Here is a 15,200-nt window from a genome sequence, read left to right on the forward strand (position 1 = left end):
CATTTCATTCCAACACCATGATGCAAGTTGCATTCAGGCAGCCCGGATAAGGCCGCTTGCATGATGATGTTTTTTAAGCAGGAGATGAATAATGCTCGACACCAACATGAAAACCCAGCTCAAGGCCTACCTTGAGAAACTGACCAAACCTGTTGAGCTGATTGCCACGCTGGACGACAGCGCTAAATCGGCAGAAATCAAGGAACTGCTGGCTGAAATTGCCGAACTGTCTGCGAAAGTGACCTTTAGGGAAGACAACAGCCTGCCGGTGCGCAAGCCGTCCTTCCTGATCGCTAACCCAGGCTCCACCCAGGGCCCGCGCTTTGCCGGTTCCCCGCTGGGACACGAATTCACCTCACTGGTGCTGGCGCTGCTGTGGACCGGTGGTCATCCGTCTAAAGAGGCGCAGGCTCTGCTTGAACAGATCCGCGATATCGACGGTGATTTTGAATTTGAAACTTACTACTCGCTCTCGTGCCACAACTGCCCGGATGTGGTCCAGGCACTGAACCTGATGGCGGTGCTGAACCCGCGCATCAAACACACCGCTATTGACGGCGGCGTGTTCCAGAACGAAATCACCGATCGCAACGTGATGGGCGTTCCGGCGGTGTTTGTGAACGGGAAAGAGTTTGGTCAGGGTCGTATGACGCTGACAGAGATCGTCGCCAAAGTGGATACCGGCGCTGAAAAACGTGCCGCGGAAGAGCTGAACAAGCGCGACGCCTACGATGTGCTGATTGTCGGCTCCGGCCCGGCGGGTGCGGCGGCTGCGGTCTATTCTGCCCGTAAAGGCATTCGTACCGGCTTGATGGGCGAACGTTTTGGCGGCCAGGTGCTGGATACCGTGGATATCGAAAACTATATCTCCGTGCCGAAAACCGAAGGTCAGAAACTGGCTGGCGCCCTGAAAGCGCACGTCAGCGACTATGAAGTGGATGTGATCGACAGTCAGAGCGCCAGCAAACTGGTGCCTGCGGCGCAGGAAGGCGGCTTCCATCAGATTGAAACGGCGTCTGGAGCGGTGCTTAAAGCACGCAGCATCATCATTGCTACCGGTGCCAAATGGCGCAACATGAACGTGCCGGGCGAAGATCAGTATCGTACCAAAGGGGTGACCTACTGCCCGCACTGCGACGGCCCGCTGTTTAAAGGCAAGCGCGTAGCGGTAATTGGCGGGGGTAACTCCGGTGTCGAAGCGGCAATCGATCTGGCCGGTATCGTTGAGCATGTGACGCTGCTGGAGTTCGCACCAGAGATGAAGGCCGACCAGGTTCTGCAGGATAAAGTACGCAGCCTGAAAAACGCCGACATCATTCTGAACGCGCAGACGACCGAAGTGAAAGGCGACGGCAGCAAAGTGACCGGTCTTGAGTACCGCGACCGCGTGAGCGGGGATGTGCACAGCGTGCCGCTGGCGGGGATCTTCGTGCAGATTGGTCTGCTGCCCAACACCACCTGGCTGGAAGGCGCGATTGAGCGCAACCGCATGGGCGAGATTATCATCGACGCCAAATGTGAAACCAGCGTGAAGGGCGTATTTGCGGCGGGCGACTGCACCACCGTGCCGTACAAACAGATCATCATCGCGACCGGCGAAGGGGCGAAGGCCTCCCTGAGCGCCTTTGATCATCTGATTCGTACCAAAACAGCATAAGAACGTAAGACTACACCTGCAAAGTAAAGAGGCTACCTGACGGTAGCCTCTTTTTTTTACCTTACCACCAGCACCGGTATATTGGCGTGACCTACCACACTGGAGGCGTTCGAGCCCAGCAGGTGGGTGGAGATCGACGGGTTGCGCGACCCGATCACCACGATATCGGCTTTCAACTCGCTGGCCACCTCGTTCACCACGTCGCGCACATTACCAAAGCAGACATGGGTTCTGATCCGCGACGGGTCGATGCTGAAATGGCTGACCATCGTCTTCAGGCGGGTGTGCGCCTCCTGTTCGATATGCTCCTCGAAGCGGCGCATATCGGCGGCGAAGCGATGCAGCCCAAAAGTGGACGAGCCTGGTAAAACGTGCAGTAAGTGAATAATGCCATCCTGCTGCGCCAGGAATTCAGCGTGGCGAATCGCCTTGTCGCTCAACTCCATCTCAAAAACATCCACCGGCATAATAATCGTCTGGTACATAACCGTTTCTCCCTGTTTATTTACGCTTAATCCATTCAAACACAAAATATAATTAGATTCTGATAGCTCGCTGACACTTTTTAATATCGCCCCGCTTGTTGGCGTTTTGCCGTGCCGCTTTGATGCCAGGATTAATCCCAAAGCCGTGCAATTTCCAGGTATATCCCCGCTGATGGCTACCCTTTTAAGGTAAACCCGCATTTTTTCTCTGAATCCGGAGGTCGAATGAAAGCATTGACGTATCACGGACCACATAACGTTAAGGTTGAAACGGTACCCGATCCGGCCATTGAACAAGCTGACGATATCATTCTGCGCATCACCGCCACCGCGATCTGCGGTTCTGATTTGCATCTCTACCACGGGAAGATACCTAAGGTAGAACATGGCGATATCTTCGGTCATGAGTTTATGGGTGAAGTGGTGGAGACCGGGCGAGACGCGAAAAATCTCACCAAGGGCGATCGGGTGGTGATCCCCTTTGTCATTGCCTGCGGCGATTGCTTTTTCTGCCGTATGCAGCAGTACGCCGCCTGTGAAAATAGCAACAGCGGCCAGGGCGCAGCGCTGAACAAAAAACAGATCCCGCCTCCGGCTGCGCTCTTCGGCTACAGCCATCTTTATGGCGGTGTACCCGGCGGCCAGGCGGAATACGTTCGCGTGCCAAAAGGCAACGTCGGACCCTTTAAGGTGCCGCCGCTGCTGTCGGATGATAAGGCCCTGTTCCTCTCGGACATCCTGCCCACCGCCTGGCAGGCCGCTAAAAATGCCCAGATTACTCAGGGCAGCAGCGTCGCGGTGTTCGGGGCCGGGCCAGTGGGGCTCCTGACCGTCGCCTGCGCGCGTTACCTCGGCGCCGAGCAGATTTTTATTGTCGATCATCACGACTACCGGCTGCGTTTTGCTCAGGATCGCTACGGCGCGATCCCCATTAACTTTGACCGCGACGACGATGCCGCAGAAAAAATCATCGAGCAGACCCGGGGCCAGCGCGGGGTGGATGCGGTCATTGATGCGGTCGGCTTTGAGGCCAAAGGGAGCACCACCGAAACCGTGCTGACCAACCTCAAACTTGAAGGCAGCAGCGGTAAAGCGTTGCGGCAGTGTATCGCCGCGGTACGGCGCGGGGGGATCGTCAGCGTGCCGGGCGTCTATGCCGGCTTTATTCACGGTTTCCTGTTTGGCGACGCCTTCGACAAAGGGCTCACCTTTAAAATGGGGCAGACCAACGTTCACGCCTGGCTGGGGGAACTGTTGCCGCTGATCGAGCAGGGACTGATCACGCCGGAAGAGATCGTCACCCACTATATGCCGTTTGAAGAGGCGGCCCGCGGCTACGAGATCTTTGATAAACGTCAGGAAGATTGCCGGAAGATCATTCTGGTGCCCGGGGCACAAAGTGCGGAAGTGGCAAAAGAGCGGGTTACCGGGCTGGTCAACCCTATGCCGGGCGGCGTTATCTGATAGCGGGAGGCGGAAAGAGGATGCCCTGGCATCCTCTGGGCAAAGCGGGTTAACGCTTGTTCAGATGGGATCAGCGCAGGTATTCGCCCGCGGCTTCAGGCTGCCAGATAAGTTCCAGCACCTCCAGATGCGTGGCGGTACCGCCTGGCAGTTCCCAGTGGATGGTATCGCCGGTACGCAGGCCGATGAGTGCTGCGCCCACCGGGGCCAGGACCGACAGCTGCGTGCTGCTGTCGGTCATCTGCGCCGGATAGACCAGCGTGCGGGTGCGGACTTCCCCGGTAGCCAGATCGCGAAACTTCACCTGACTGTTCATGGTCACCACGTCAGCGGGCATGTCCTGCGGAGCGCACATCTGCGCACGATCCAGTTCGTCGTTCAAAGCGCTGGCGACGGGCAGCGAGGCAAAAGCCGGTTGCTCCAGCAGGCGGTCGATACGCTCAGCATCGAGTTCGTTAATGATGATTGTGGGTCTGGACATTATTTACTCCATGTCGTTCATGCTGCGACAACCGCAGAAGAGATGCCAAAAGAAAACCCTCGCCATCCGGTAGCGAGGGTTTAACTCTGTCTGATAATACTGAGTCTGTGCCCCGGTTTGAAGTGATGCTTGTCACATTCATGGTGTGGATGTAGTCCGGAAGCGTCAACTGGGTCGTTAGTATGAAATTTAGCCAAAAAAGGTGATCCTTCGCCAATTTGGATTATCCTTCTAAGGCGCAGGTTATGTAGCGTGACACACCCATAACAGCAGAACAACGAAGACTGTAGCACTAAATTCAGTCTTACTTTTCTACGGATTGCGTTACGCTGATCCCCTTGGGGCAGGGGGATGAGCGAAGCGTAATCCGTGCCTGCCGGTCTTTATTTCCGAATTTCCCAGAGAGCACTATGTACTTTTATCAACCTTCCCAGGGACACGGCCTGCCGCACGACCCGTTAAACGCTATTGTTGGACCCCGCCCGATTGGCTGGATTGCCTCCTGCGATGCCGAAGGACGCCCGAATCTGGCGCCGTACAGCTTCTTTAACTGCTTTAACTACCATCCGCCGATTATCGGCTTCGCCAGCACCGGCTGGAAGGACAGCGTGCGCAATATCGTCGAGACCGGGGAGTTTGTCTGGAATCTCACCACCCGCGAGCTGGCCAGCGCCATGAATGAAACCTCCGCCAGCCTGCCGCACGGCGAAGATGAGTTTTTACGTGCCGGCCTCACCAAAGCCGAAAGTCGGGTGGTGAAGGTACCGCGCGTCGCGCAAAGCCCGGTCAACTTTGAATGCCGCCTGTCGCAGTGCATCCAGCTGACGGCGGCGAACGGTGCGGAGATCGACACCTGGCTGGTGCTGGGGGAGGTGGTCGGGATCCACATTGATGAAAGCCTGCTGCATGACGGCATCTATCAGACGGCAAAAGCGCAGCCGGTACTGCGCGCGGGTGGCCCGACGGCGTACTTCGCCATCGGTGAGGATCAGCGTTTTGATCTGGTGCGCCCGGATGCGCGAAAAGCCTGAGACACTCTCAGTAGCCGATCTTGTCGATTACAAACTGCTTGCCGCAGTTACCCGGGTGCGGTTGGGCGATAAATGAGCGGGTTGTCAGTGGAGCGTTGATGCTGGCGGCGGTAAGCGTGAGCTGCACTTCGGTGAGATAAGCCGGGTTGCCGCTGCAGCTGAGCTTGACGGCTTTGACCGTCTGCGGGCCCCAGCTTTTAGCCACCGCGGCGTCGAACGCGCTGCGGGTGACGGTTTTACCGTAGTTTGCCGCCAGGAACTGCCCAAGCCCGCTGGCTTTCACCTCCTGATTCATCCGTACCATGGTGCCGAAATACGCGTCGGGATCGAAGCCGAAGCAGACCCCGTGTTTGGCATATTCGTAACGCTCCAGACAGGAGTTACCGCCTGCGCCAGGCATTACCTCGTTCAGCTTTGCGGCCCCCGTCAGCGATAATCCGGTTTCTGCGGCGTCACATTTACGGCTGGCTTTAGCCTCCGGCATATTGGGGAGCGGGCGAGTGGCGCAGCCATAGCGCATCCAGCGGCGATCGTCGACCCCGCGTGCGGCGATAGATTTAGGTAAGCCCGGCCACAGGCCATGAACGGTGAGGATCGTTGTTTTATCGTCACGCTCTTTTTGCAGGCGACACTCGTCGGGCGCGGCGCGATTGCGGTCATGCAGGCTCTGGCAAAAGCCGGATTGCCAGGAGAGCGCCAGCACGTAGCGATCAAAGTCCGCGTATTGTGTCGCCTGAAGCGGGGCTGCCCGCGCCGGAAGAGCGCACAGTACTGCAGCGGTTGCGCTGATAGCGAAAACGAAATCCTTTCTGAACATGTCAATTCCTGGTGGTTGGAAGCAGGGCGTTGCTGGGAATGATTAAAGCACAAAAAGCGCCCGCAGGCGCTTTATGCTGTGAGGGGTATTAACCGACGGCGGTGCCTGGCACCAGCACTTCCGTGGCGATAATCACAATGACCAGCCCGACGAGGACCGGAACAGAGGTCCGTTTTACCACTTCGAATGGCGAGATTTTCGCCATCCCGGCGACGGCCACTACCACGCCGGAGACCGGGGAGATAGTACGGCCCAGGTTGGAGGCCTGCAGCATCGGGATGGTGAGGTATGCCGGGTTAATCCCGGAAGAGTGCGCCAGTTTCGGGATCATCTCCACGAAGGCATAGAAGGGGGCGTTGCCGGAACCGGTGGTCATCGCCGCCAGCATGGTCAGCACCACCAGCACCATCATCAGGATAATGCTCGCCGAGCCGAACGACGTGGCGATGGAGATCAGGCTCTGGATAAAGCCGATGGTGCTCAGCCCCTGGGCAAAGACCCCGGCCGCCACCAGCAGCATCACCACGCCGGCGAAGGCATCCGCCATGCCGCGATACGCCACTTCCAGACCGCTAAACACCTTCTGGGTATTGAAGCCGCGCACAAATTCCAGTACTGCCGCCAGCAGCATGCAGATCACCAGAATAGTGATGATATGCAGCTCCGGCCCCCATTTACCGTCGAAAATCAGCACGCCGACGATCGGCGTAAACGGCAGGATGGCGTAGAACGACGGAGCCGTGGTGGTGATTTCGCTGACGTCGAGTCTTTCGTGAGAGATATTCTCTTTTTTATCGAGGTAGCGCTGCCAGAAGAAGTGCGCGATTGCCATGCCGATAATGGCGGCAATGGAGATCGGCAGGGTGGTTTTAAACGCGAAGTCAATCAGCGGCATCTCGGCGGCTTTGGCGGCCAGCACCACGTCACCGGAGGTCGGGGAGAGAATAATCGCTGCCGGGGAGGCACAGATTGCCGCCGCCGCGCCGCGGCTGATCCCCACGTTGACCATTACCGGGAACAGGGTCGCCATCAGCAGCACGCCCAGGCCCGTTGCTGACGACACGGCCAGCGACATCAGACAGGCAACGAAATAGGCGGCGATCATCAGCAGGTAAGGGGAGTTGATATAGCTCAGCGGCTTCGAGGCCAGCTTGACCACCATATCGTTGGCACCGATGTGGGTCATGTAGGCGGCAAACCCACAGAGCATCATGATCATCATCCCCAGATCGCCACCGCGGCTCATCAGCAGGATTTTGATGTATTCGACGATGTCGGTTGCGGTGTAGCCGGTACTGGTGGCGCTGGACGGCAGCACCTTATGGCCCATCAGGGCGCTGACGATCAGCAGGACAAGGCCGCCGACAAACAGCACGCCGGTGGCGGAGTAGCCTTTGATGATGTAGCGCGCGACGCCGACAATGACAACCACCCCGATCAGGAGCTCGATAAACGTTAGCATGGATCCCTCAGTTCCCGACGCCCCAGAGCGAAAGGAGAAATTAGCAATGAAATTAAGGTGACAAAATGTGCCGAAATAATGGACCGGCCTCGCTGACCAAAATCAATAAAACGACTACTAAAGAGGTATCCAGGCCGATTTTGCTGCTGTTGTAGCGCTAATGGGGGCGTGTTGGTCCTGTCCTGGGTCCAGGACTGTAATAACCGCACAAAAAGTAAATAAATTTAAAACGGCTTTTATCTCAGCAATATCCCTGCGTATACTCGGGTCTCTTTTTACAACCTCAAGACGCTGTTATGCCTGCCAGCTGGATCTTTCGACTGCGCTATCTGAAAAAACATCTGCTGATGCTGATGTTCGCTTTCGGCTGGCTGTTGATCCAGAGTCAGGTGGCGGTGGCCTCACACGACTGCACCATCAATGTGCAGGGCGAGACGGCCTCTATTCAGCATCTGGACATGATGGCGATGCCGCAGCATCACGCCGCGCCTGCGCCGTCGGGGCTGTGTGATAAGCACTGCGTGCCGGAGCAGGTGCAAAAAGACACGGGGCATTCACAGCTGGTGGCGCTGCCTGCGGCCATGACCGTGACCCTCAATGAACCGGACTGCGTCGCTGTGGCGTCGTCGTCCCGCGTCGTCACTCCGCCCGCCGTGGGGCCGCCGGCAACGATCCGTTTTTGCCGGTTCCGGGAATGAACAGACCTGTTAATTCGTTGATTTACTTTCAATTACGTTTAACAGGAGCTTTACCATGCGTGCTTTACTCTTTTCCGCGCTGCTTGGCGCGTGCATTACCCTTTCTTCATTTTCCGTTCAGGCGACGGAGAGTCCCTCCCCAGTGACCCCGCAGTGGCAGGGACAGGGCGTTGTCCGGGCGATCGACGCGAAGACGTTGGTTATCCAGCATGACGCAATCCCGGCCCTGAAGTGGCCCGCGATGACCATGCCGTTTGCCTTTTCAGCCGATGTTGACCTCAGCGCCGTCAAACCGGGCGAGCCGGTGACATTTACGCTGGTTCGGGCCGGTGACGGCTTTCAGATAATCTCGCTCACGCCGCTGCGCTAAGCGAGGATCCCATGAAAACAGCAACACTGAGCACCTGGCTCGGTGGGGTGATGCTCGGGCTCATCAGTGCGGCCGGGCAGGCCGCACCCTGGACGCTCGATCAAACCCTGGCCGAAGCCCAACGCTACTCTGCGGCCCTGTCCGCCAGCCGTAATGAGGCCCGGGCGCTGGATGCGATGGCGGATTCCGCTACCCAGCTACCCGATCCGAAACTGAAGTTCGGCATTGAAAACGTGCCGGTGCAGGGCAGCAACGATCGCCGCTTCACCCGGGAAGGGATGACCATGCAGCGGGTCGGTATTATGCAGAGCTACGTCAGCCAGCAGAAGCGGGCGCGCAAGGCGCAAACCCTGCAGGCTCAGGCCCGGGGCGTGCTGGCGAAAGCGGACGCGGTGCGCGCCGCCCTCCAGCGGGATACCACCCAGGCCTGGCTGGAGCTGGCCCTGGCGCAGCAGGGGCTGAACATGGCAGATCGGCTGGTCGATGAGACGGCGCGGCAGCTGAACGTGCAGAAGGCCAGCGTCGGGGCCGGGAGCGCCAGCCCCGACAGCGTGCTGGCCCTGCGCATGACCCTCAGCGCCATGCGCGACAAAGCCACCCTGGCAGGACGTGACGTTCAGCTGGCGCAAAGCCGGCTGCTGCAGCTCACCGGCCAGCAGGTCGAGGACGTGCAGGGGCCGCTGCCGCGCTATCAGCGTCTGCCTGCCGACGTTATCCAGCTCGAAGAGGCCATCGCCCATCACCCGGAAGTGGAGGCCGCACAGCGAGAGGCTGAGACTGCCAAAGCCCGCTCGGCGCAGTCGGCGGTAGCGGCGATCCCGGATGTGGATGTCGAGGTGTTCTACGCCCATCGTGCCGAAGGCTATGACGATATGGCCGGGGTGATGTTCACGGTCGATCTGCCCCTGTTCCAGTCGCGACGCCAGGACAAGGACTACGCCGCGGAAGTCTCCCGCTCCCTGCAGGCGGTGGATGAACTGACGCTGATAAAGCGTGAGCACATCGCCCAGGTACAGTCGCTGGTAGCCCAGTACCAGGCCGCGCAGACGCTGTGGCAGCGCCAGCGCGAAGAGGTGCTGCCGTTACAGCATCAGCGCCTGGCGGTGCTGAATGCGCAATATCGTTCGGGTCAGTCAGCGCTGCCCGCCCTGCTCGAGGCACGCCGCAGCGTGCTGGACAGCGAACTGGCAGCCAATCAGGCCGAGCGCGAGATGGCGCGCACCTGGGCTGCGATCCAATGGTTAATCCCCCAGGAGTTGGCACAATGAAAATCACATTCCGGGTCGCCGTGCCTTTGGCATTGCTGCTGGCTGCTGGCGGCTATTTCGCCGGGCAGCGTCACGCTTCACACGGGGTAGCGTCGGCGCCTGCCGAACGCAAGGTGCTCTACTGGTACGATCCCATGGTGCCGGGCCAGCGTTTTGATAAGCCGGGGCGTTCGCCGTTTATGGATATGGATCTCGTGCCGCGCTATGCCGATGAGGAAGATGCGCCTGTAGGCGTGGGGATCAGCGCCGCCCAACAGCAAAATCTGGGCATGAAGACCGCTCGCGTAGCGCGGCGTCAGCTGGCCCAACCCTTCTCCGCCTTTGCGACCATCGCCGCTGATGAACGCAGCGTCACGGTGCTCTCTGCTCCTGCCGCAGGCGTGGTGACGAAGCTGTATGTCCGGGCGCCGCTCCAGCAGGTAAAAGCCGGTGAGGCGCTGGCGCAGCTGTGGATCCCACAGTGGACGCAGGCGCAGCAGGAGTATCTGGCCGTGCGCGCGCTGGGCGATGCGGCGTTAAGCGCTGCCGCCCGGGAGCGCCTGAAGCTGCAGTTTATGCCCGAGGAGGCGATCCGCGCTCTGGAGCGCAGCGGAAAACCGCAGACCTCGCTGCTCCTCAGGGCGCAGCAGGCCGGCTATGTGGCAAAACTGGACGTGCGCGAAGGCGCGCAGGTGGCGGCAATGACCGCGTTGTTCGAAATGGCGCGTCTCGATCCGGTCTGGCTGGTGGTGGATTATCCTCAGTCGCAGGCGCAGGCCCTGAGCGTCGGCAGCGAGATGGTGGCGACCTCTGAGAGCTTCCCCGGGATGCGTTTTCACGGGCGGGTCAGCGAGCTGCTGCCGCAGATGGATATCGCCACCCGCACCCTGAAGGCGCGAATACTGGTGGACAATCCGCAGCAGCAGCTGAAGCCGGGTATGTTCCTGACGGTCTCCCGGGCGCAGTCGGCGGCGGGGGAACCGGTGCTGGCCGTGCCGGAAGAGGCGGTTATCGATACCGGGAACAGTAAACGCCTGCTGCTTGCCAGCGGCAACGGCTATTTTCAGCCGGTGAACGTGGAAACCGGGCTGACCGCACAGGGGTGGACCGAAATCCGCTCCGGCGTGCAGGAGGGGGACGAGGTCGTCACCTCCGGACAGTTCCTGATCGACTCCGAAGCCAGCCTGCGCAGCATGCTGCCGGAGGTGACGCAATGATTGCGGCGGTAATTAAAGCCTCTCTGCGTAACCGGCTACTGGTGATCCTCGCGGCCCTGGTCATGGCGGGGTGGGGGATCTGGGCGGTGCAGCGGGCGCCGCTGGATGCGCTGCCGGATCTGTCGGACGTGCAGGTGATTGTCCGCGCCAGTTTTCCGGGCAAAGCGCCGCAGGTGATTGAAGATCAGGTGACCTGGCCCCTGACGACCTCGATGCTCTCCGTACCCGGCGCGAAAACGGTGCGCGGGTTCTCGATGTTTGGCGATGCGTATGTCTACGTGCTGTTTGAGGACGGAACCGATCTCTATTGGGCGCGATCGCGGGTGCTGGAGTATTTAAGCCAGGTCCAGTCGCAGCTGCCGGCCGGGGGGAACGTCGCCCTGGGCCCGGATGCGACCGGGGTGGGCTGGATCTACGAATATGCCCTGATCGACCGCAGCGGCAAACACAGCCTGGCCGATCTGCGTGCCATTCAGGACTGGACCCTGAAATTTGAGCTCAAAAGCGTGGTGAATGTGTCGGAGGTGGCCAGCATCGGCGGCATGGTGCGTCAGTATCAGGTGATTGCCGATCCGGAAAAAATGCGGGCCCTGAACATCACCCACGCGCAAATCGTCACGGCGTTGCAGGCGGCCAACAAAGAGAGCGGGGGAGCCCTGCTTGAGAAGGGCGAGGCGGAGTACATGGTGCGCACCACCGGCTATCTGCAAAGCCTGGAGGATTTTCGCCACGTGGTGATTGCCTCCCGTGACGGAGTGCCTATTCTGCTGGGGGATGTGGCGAGCGTCGGCTATGGCCCCGAGATCCGCCGGGGTGTGGCCGAGCTGAATGGCGAAGGCGAAGTGGCGGGTGGCGTGGTGGTGATGCGCTACGGCCAGAACGCGCTGGAGACGCTGCATGCGGTCAAAGCGAAGCTGGCTGAGCTGCAAAAAACGCTGCCCGCAGGGGTGGAGATCGTCCCGGTTTACGATCGCTCGACGCTCATTGAGGACGCCGTCGAAACGCTCACCCACAAGCTGCTCGAAGAGTTTGTGGTAGTGGTGCTGGTCTGCGCCCTGTTCCTGTTCCATTTCCGTTCGGCGCTGGTGGCAGTGGTCTCGCTGCCGCTGGGCATTCTGGGCGCGTTCGTGGTGATGCACTATCAGGGGATCAACGCCAACATTATGTCTCTCGGAGGGATCGCCATTGCCATTGGCGCGATGGTCGATGCGGCAATTGTGATGATCGAGAATATGCACAAGGTGCTGGAGCAGTGGCGTCACGACAACCCGGGTCAGGAGCCGACCTCAGCCGAATACTGGCGGCTGACGGAGCGCGCGGCTATCGACGTGGGCCCGGCGCTGTTTTGCAGTCTGCTGATCATCACCCTGTCGTTTATACCGGTCTTTTCGCTGGAGGCGCAGGAAGGGCGACTGTTCGCGCCGCTGGCGTTCACCAAGACATGGGCGATGGCGGTGGCGGCGGGGCTGGGGATCACGCTGGTGCCGGTGCTGATGGGGTATTTCATTCGCGGGCGCATCCCGGATGAGAAAGCAAACCCTATCAACCGGGTGTTGATCCGCCTGTATGAGCCGCTGCTGGACAGGGTGCTGCGCTTTCCGAAGATGGCGCTGGCGCTGGCGGTGCTCCTGTTGCTGGTCACGCTCTGGCCGCTGAGCAGGCTGGGCAGCGAGTTTATGCCGCCGCTCAACGAGGGTGATCTGCTGTATATGCCATCAACCCTGCCGGGGATCTCGGCCCGGGAAGCGGCCCGGCTGCTGCAACAGACGGACCGGCTGATTAAAAGCGTGCCGGAGGTGGCGACGGTATTCGGCAAGGCCGGGCGGGGGGAGACGGCAACCGATCCGGCACCGCTAACCATGCTGGAGACGACCATTCACTTTAAGCCGCGCGACCAGTGGCGACCGGGCATGACGCCGGAGAAGCTGGTTGAAGAGCTGGATCGCACCGTTCAGCTGCCGGGCATTGCCAACGTCTGGGTGCCGCCGATCCGCAACCGGCTCGACATGCTGGCGACCGGGATCAAAAGCCCGGTAGGGATCAAGGTCAACGGCAATAATCTTGCAGATATTGAACGTGTTGCGCAGCAGATTGAGCAGGTGGTGAAGCAGGTGCCGGGCGTGACCTCGGCGCTGGCGGAGCGGCTGGCGGGCGGGCGTTACGTTGATATCCGTATCGATCGCCAGAAGGCAGCGCGCTATGGCGTCTCGGTGGAGGAATTGCAGGGTATGGTCGCCACGCTGGTGGGTGGCGATAAGGTGGGAGAGGTGATCCTTGGCCGTGAACGTTATCCCATCAATCTGCGCTATCCCCGCGACAGCCGGGATTCTGTCGATAAGCTGCGGGCATTGCCGGTGGTGACGGCCAACGGCAACCAGATTGCGCTGGGCGACCTGGCGGAGATCCTGATAACCGAGGGGCCACCGATGCTGAAAAGTGAAAATGCCCGACTCTCGAACTGGATCTACGTGGATCTGCGCGGGCGCGATCTTAAATCGGCAGTGGAAGAGATGCAGCAGCGGGTAAACCAGGAGGTTATATTGCCGCAGGGGGTCTCGCTCGCCTGGTCCGGGCAGTTTGAATATCTCGAACGGGCCACCGCGAAGCTAAAAATAGTGCTGCCGGTCACCCTGGGGATTATATTTGTCCTGCTCTGGCTGACCTTTAAGCGTATTTCAGATGTCCTTATCATCATGGGAACATTACCTTTTTCTCTTATCGGTGGCGTCTGGTTATTATGGCTTCTGGAATATAACCTGTCGGTGGCAGGCGCTGTCGGTTTTATTGCTCTGGCAGGCGTGTCGGCAGAGTTTGGCGTTATTATGGTGCTCTATCTTAATCAGGCGTTAAATAAATATCGGACGCGCGATGATGATGAGGAAAATACATTATTAATTCAGGCTATTCACGAAGGCGCCGTTTTGCGCGTGCGCCCCAAGGTGATGACCGTTGCTACCATCATGGCCGGTCTGCTGCCGGTGATGTGGGGTGGAGGCAGTGGGGCAGAGGTGATGCAGCGCATTGCTGCGCCGATGATAGGCGGCATGGTGAGCGCGCCGCTGTTATCAATGTTGATTATTCCTGCGCTGTATAAGTTATTGCATCAACGTTAATTTTTCTAAATGGCGCCTTAACTATTTTAAGGCGCTCTCTTTTTCCTGGGAGTATTCTGATTAAATTAAGTAAACAATTAAGATAATGACCAATGCCGTCTGGATCCCATTCAACTATTCTATGCGAGAACACGCAGCGAATATGAAAATGTTAATAAGATCGTGACAGTTGTTAATAAGTCTTTCCTTGTTTTTTCTTTTATTTTTGCTCAGTTGACTTTTTCAACTATGGCAATGGCTAAAGACGTTCCTCCTCTCAGAGCCTGGGTCAAAACTATCCACAACGATATGATTGAAACCTGGGAAGAACCTCAACATTACGATCTCTACGTGCCAGCGATTACCTGGCATGCCCGCTTCGCGTACGACAAGGAGAAGACCGATCGCTACAATGAGCGGCCGTGGGGCGCGGGCTTTGGTCAGTCACGCTGGGATGAAAAAGGCAACTGGCATGGCCTTTACGCGATGGCGTTTAAAGACTCTTACAATAAATGGGAGCCTATTGCGGGCTACGGCTGGGAGAAAATCTGGCGACCGCTGGCAGATGATAATTTCCATCTGGGCCTTGGCTTTACCGCCGCCGTCACGGCGCGCGATAACTGGAATTACATCCCCGTTCCGCTGGTCTTGCCGCTGGCCTCGGTAGGGTACGGCCCGGCCACTTTCCAGATGACCTATATCCCGGGCACCTATAACAACGGCAACGTCTACTTCGCCTGGATGCGCTTCCAGTTTTAACTGAAAAAACTTTACGTAGCGGTGATTTAATAGCCACTTGTTGAATCGTAAAGGATAAAAATTGGGGGGCAAAAATTAACGCGACTTTTGTCACTTTTCTTCAAAAAGGCGCTGGACAAAACCGCTCACAATTGTTGTACTGATACCCGACACAGCATTTGTGTCCAATTTTCATGTAAAGGTAATTTTGATGTCTAAGATTAAAGGTAACGTTAAGTGGTTTAATGAATCCAAAGGATTCGGTTTCATTACTCCGGAAGATGGCAGCAAAGACGTGTTCGTACACTTCTCTGCAATCCAGAGCAATGGTTTCAAAACCCTGGCTGAAGGTCAGCGCGTTGAGTTTGAAATCACTAACGGTGCCAAAGGCCCTTCTGCTGCTAACGTCATCGCTCTGTAATTCAGACGAGACCAGCAAGA

Annotated in this window: 14 protein-coding genes; 10 read left to right on the plus strand and 4 right to left on the minus strand. The window is 58.4% G+C overall.

All coding sequences use genetic code 11. The features are described 5' to 3' along the window. Nucleotides 1-91: 91 nt before the first annotated feature. Nucleotides 92-1,657, plus strand: coding sequence for an alkyl hydroperoxide reductase subunit F (gene ahpF / locus ES815_RS15680; protein ID WP_142488650.1), 1,566 nt, complete (start codon nucleotides 92-94; stop codon nucleotides 1,655-1,657). A gap of 56 nt (nucleotides 1,658-1,713) precedes the next feature. On the opposite strand, the gene uspG is transcribed toward ahpF, so the two are convergent. Then, on the minus strand, nucleotides 1,714-2,142 hold the full coding sequence (uspG, locus tag ES815_RS15685; RefSeq protein ID WP_142488651.1) for a universal stress protein UspG: 429 nt from the start codon (nucleotides 2,140-2,142) through the stop codon (nucleotides 1,714-1,716). A 225-nt stretch (nucleotides 2,143-2,367) separates the two neighbouring features. Between uspG and ES815_RS15690 the strand changes: the two genes are divergently transcribed. Next, nucleotides 2,368-3,606, plus strand: a complete 1,239-nt coding sequence (locus ES815_RS15690) for a zinc-dependent alcohol dehydrogenase (protein ID WP_142488652.1) — start codon at nucleotides 2,368-2,370, stop codon at nucleotides 3,604-3,606. A gap of 70 nt (nucleotides 3,607-3,676) precedes the next feature. On the opposite strand, the gene rnk is transcribed toward ES815_RS15690, so the two are convergent. Continuing rightward, a complete protein-coding gene (rnk, locus tag ES815_RS15695; protein WP_142488653.1) occupies nucleotides 3,677-4,087 on the minus strand; it encodes a nucleoside diphosphate kinase regulator in 411 nt (136 codons plus the stop codon). Nucleotides 4,088-4,497: 410 nt separating this feature from the next. Here rnk and ES815_RS15700 point away from each other — a divergent pair, with 410 nt between their 5' ends. Further along, nucleotides 4,498-5,118 (plus strand): flavin reductase family protein, encoded by a 621-nt coding sequence (locus ES815_RS15700; protein WP_142488654.1) that lies wholly within the window; start codon nucleotides 4,498-4,500, stop codon nucleotides 5,116-5,118. 7 nt (nucleotides 5,119-5,125) lie between these two features. On the opposite strand, the gene rna is transcribed toward ES815_RS15700, so the two are convergent. Continuing rightward, nucleotides 5,126-5,935: a ribonuclease I gene (gene rna, locus ES815_RS15705; RefSeq protein ID WP_142488655.1), complete on the minus strand. Its 810-nt coding sequence runs from the start codon at nucleotides 5,933-5,935 to the stop codon at nucleotides 5,126-5,128. Between the two features lie 88 nt (nucleotides 5,936-6,023). Continuing rightward, nucleotides 6,024-7,397: an anaerobic C4-dicarboxylate transporter DcuC gene (gene dcuC, locus ES815_RS15710; RefSeq protein WP_142488656.1), complete on the minus strand. Its 1,374-nt coding sequence runs from the start codon at nucleotides 7,395-7,397 to the stop codon at nucleotides 6,024-6,026. Nucleotides 7,398-7,693: 296 nt separating this feature from the next. Between dcuC and ES815_RS15715 the strand changes: the two genes are divergently transcribed. From ES815_RS15715 to cspE, 7 genes are all read left to right on the plus strand, one after another. Further along, nucleotides 7,694-8,095, plus strand: a complete 402-nt coding sequence (locus ES815_RS15715) for a hypothetical protein (RefSeq protein ID WP_142488657.1) — start codon at nucleotides 7,694-7,696, stop codon at nucleotides 8,093-8,095. A 55-nt stretch (nucleotides 8,096-8,150) separates the two neighbouring features. Next, nucleotides 8,151-8,465, plus strand: a complete 315-nt coding sequence (locus tag ES815_RS15720; RefSeq protein ID WP_142488658.1) for a copper-binding protein — start codon at nucleotides 8,151-8,153, stop codon at nucleotides 8,463-8,465. Between the two features lie 11 nt (nucleotides 8,466-8,476). Further along, nucleotides 8,477-9,733 (plus strand): TolC family protein, encoded by a 1,257-nt coding sequence (locus ES815_RS15725; RefSeq protein WP_142488659.1) that lies wholly within the window; start codon nucleotides 8,477-8,479, stop codon nucleotides 9,731-9,733. Next, complete coding sequence (locus ES815_RS15730; RefSeq protein ID WP_142488660.1) at nucleotides 9,730-10,929, plus strand: efflux RND transporter periplasmic adaptor subunit; 1,200 nt, start codon at nucleotides 9,730-9,732, stop codon at nucleotides 10,927-10,929. Before ES815_RS15725 ends, ES815_RS15730 begins: the two co-directional genes overlap by 4 nt. After that, nucleotides 10,926-14,042, plus strand: coding sequence for an efflux RND transporter permease subunit (locus ES815_RS15735; protein WP_142488661.1), 3,117 nt, complete (start codon nucleotides 10,926-10,928; stop codon nucleotides 14,040-14,042). The genes ES815_RS15730 and ES815_RS15735 overlap by 4 nt, the downstream gene beginning before the upstream one ends. Nucleotides 14,043-14,276: 234 nt before the next feature. Further along, nucleotides 14,277-14,780 carry a lipid IV(A) palmitoyltransferase PagP gene (gene pagP / locus ES815_RS15740; RefSeq protein WP_409518837.1) on the plus strand — a complete coding sequence of 168 codons (504 nt, stop codon included), beginning with the start codon at nucleotides 14,277-14,279 and terminating at the stop codon, nucleotides 14,778-14,780. A gap of 190 nt (nucleotides 14,781-14,970) precedes the next feature. Next, entirely contained in the window at nucleotides 14,971-15,180 is a 210-nt protein-coding gene (gene cspE / locus ES815_RS15745) for a transcription antiterminator/RNA stability regulator CspE (protein WP_002439184.1), read from the plus strand. The last annotated feature ends 20 nt before the right edge of the window (nucleotides 15,181-15,200 follow it).

The sequence above is a fragment of the Leclercia adecarboxylata genome (assembly GCF_006874705.1).
In the GTDB taxonomy this organism is placed as follows: Bacteria; Pseudomonadota; Gammaproteobacteria; order Enterobacterales; family Enterobacteriaceae; genus Enterobacter; species Enterobacter adecarboxylatus_C.

Bases quoted from the DNA above. Each gene is read 5' to 3' on its own strand.
- ES815_RS15735 (WP_142488661.1), top strand. From the start codon at position 10,926: ATGATTGCGGCGGTAATTAAAGCCTCTCTGCGTAACCGGCTACTGGTG.
- uspG (WP_142488651.1), bottom strand. From the start codon at position 2,142: ATGTACCAGACGATTATTATGCCGGTGGATGTTTTTGAGATGGAGTTG.
- ES815_RS15715 (WP_142488657.1), top strand. From the start codon at position 7,694: ATGCCTGCCAGCTGGATCTTTCGACTGCGCTATCTGAAAAAACATCTG.
- ES815_RS15690 (WP_142488652.1), top strand. From the start codon at position 2,368: ATGAAAGCATTGACGTATCACGGACCACATAACGTTAAGGTTGAAACG.
- ES815_RS15730 (WP_142488660.1), top strand. From the start codon at position 9,730: ATGAAAATCACATTCCGGGTCGCCGTGCCTTTGGCATTGCTGCTGGCT.
- cspE (WP_002439184.1), top strand. From the start codon at position 14,971: ATGTCTAAGATTAAAGGTAACGTTAAGTGGTTTAATGAATCCAAAGGA.
- rna (WP_142488655.1), bottom strand. From the start codon at position 5,935: ATGTTCAGAAAGGATTTCGTTTTCGCTATCAGCGCAACCGCTGCAGTA.
- ahpF (WP_142488650.1), top strand. From the start codon at position 92: ATGCTCGACACCAACATGAAAACCCAGCTCAAGGCCTACCTTGAGAAA.
- dcuC (WP_142488656.1), bottom strand. From the start codon at position 7,397: ATGCTAACGTTTATCGAGCTCCTGATCGGGGTGGTTGTCATTGTCGGC.
- ES815_RS15700 (WP_142488654.1), top strand. From the start codon at position 4,498: ATGTACTTTTATCAACCTTCCCAGGGACACGGCCTGCCGCACGACCCG.
- ES815_RS15720 (WP_142488658.1), top strand. From the start codon at position 8,151: ATGCGTGCTTTACTCTTTTCCGCGCTGCTTGGCGCGTGCATTACCCTT.
- pagP (WP_409518837.1), top strand. From the start codon at position 14,277: ATGGCTAAAGACGTTCCTCCTCTCAGAGCCTGGGTCAAAACTATCCAC.
- rnk (WP_142488653.1), bottom strand. From the start codon at position 4,087: ATGTCCAGACCCACAATCATCATTAACGAACTCGATGCTGAGCGTATC.
- ES815_RS15725 (WP_142488659.1), top strand. From the start codon at position 8,477: ATGAAAACAGCAACACTGAGCACCTGGCTCGGTGGGGTGATGCTCGGG.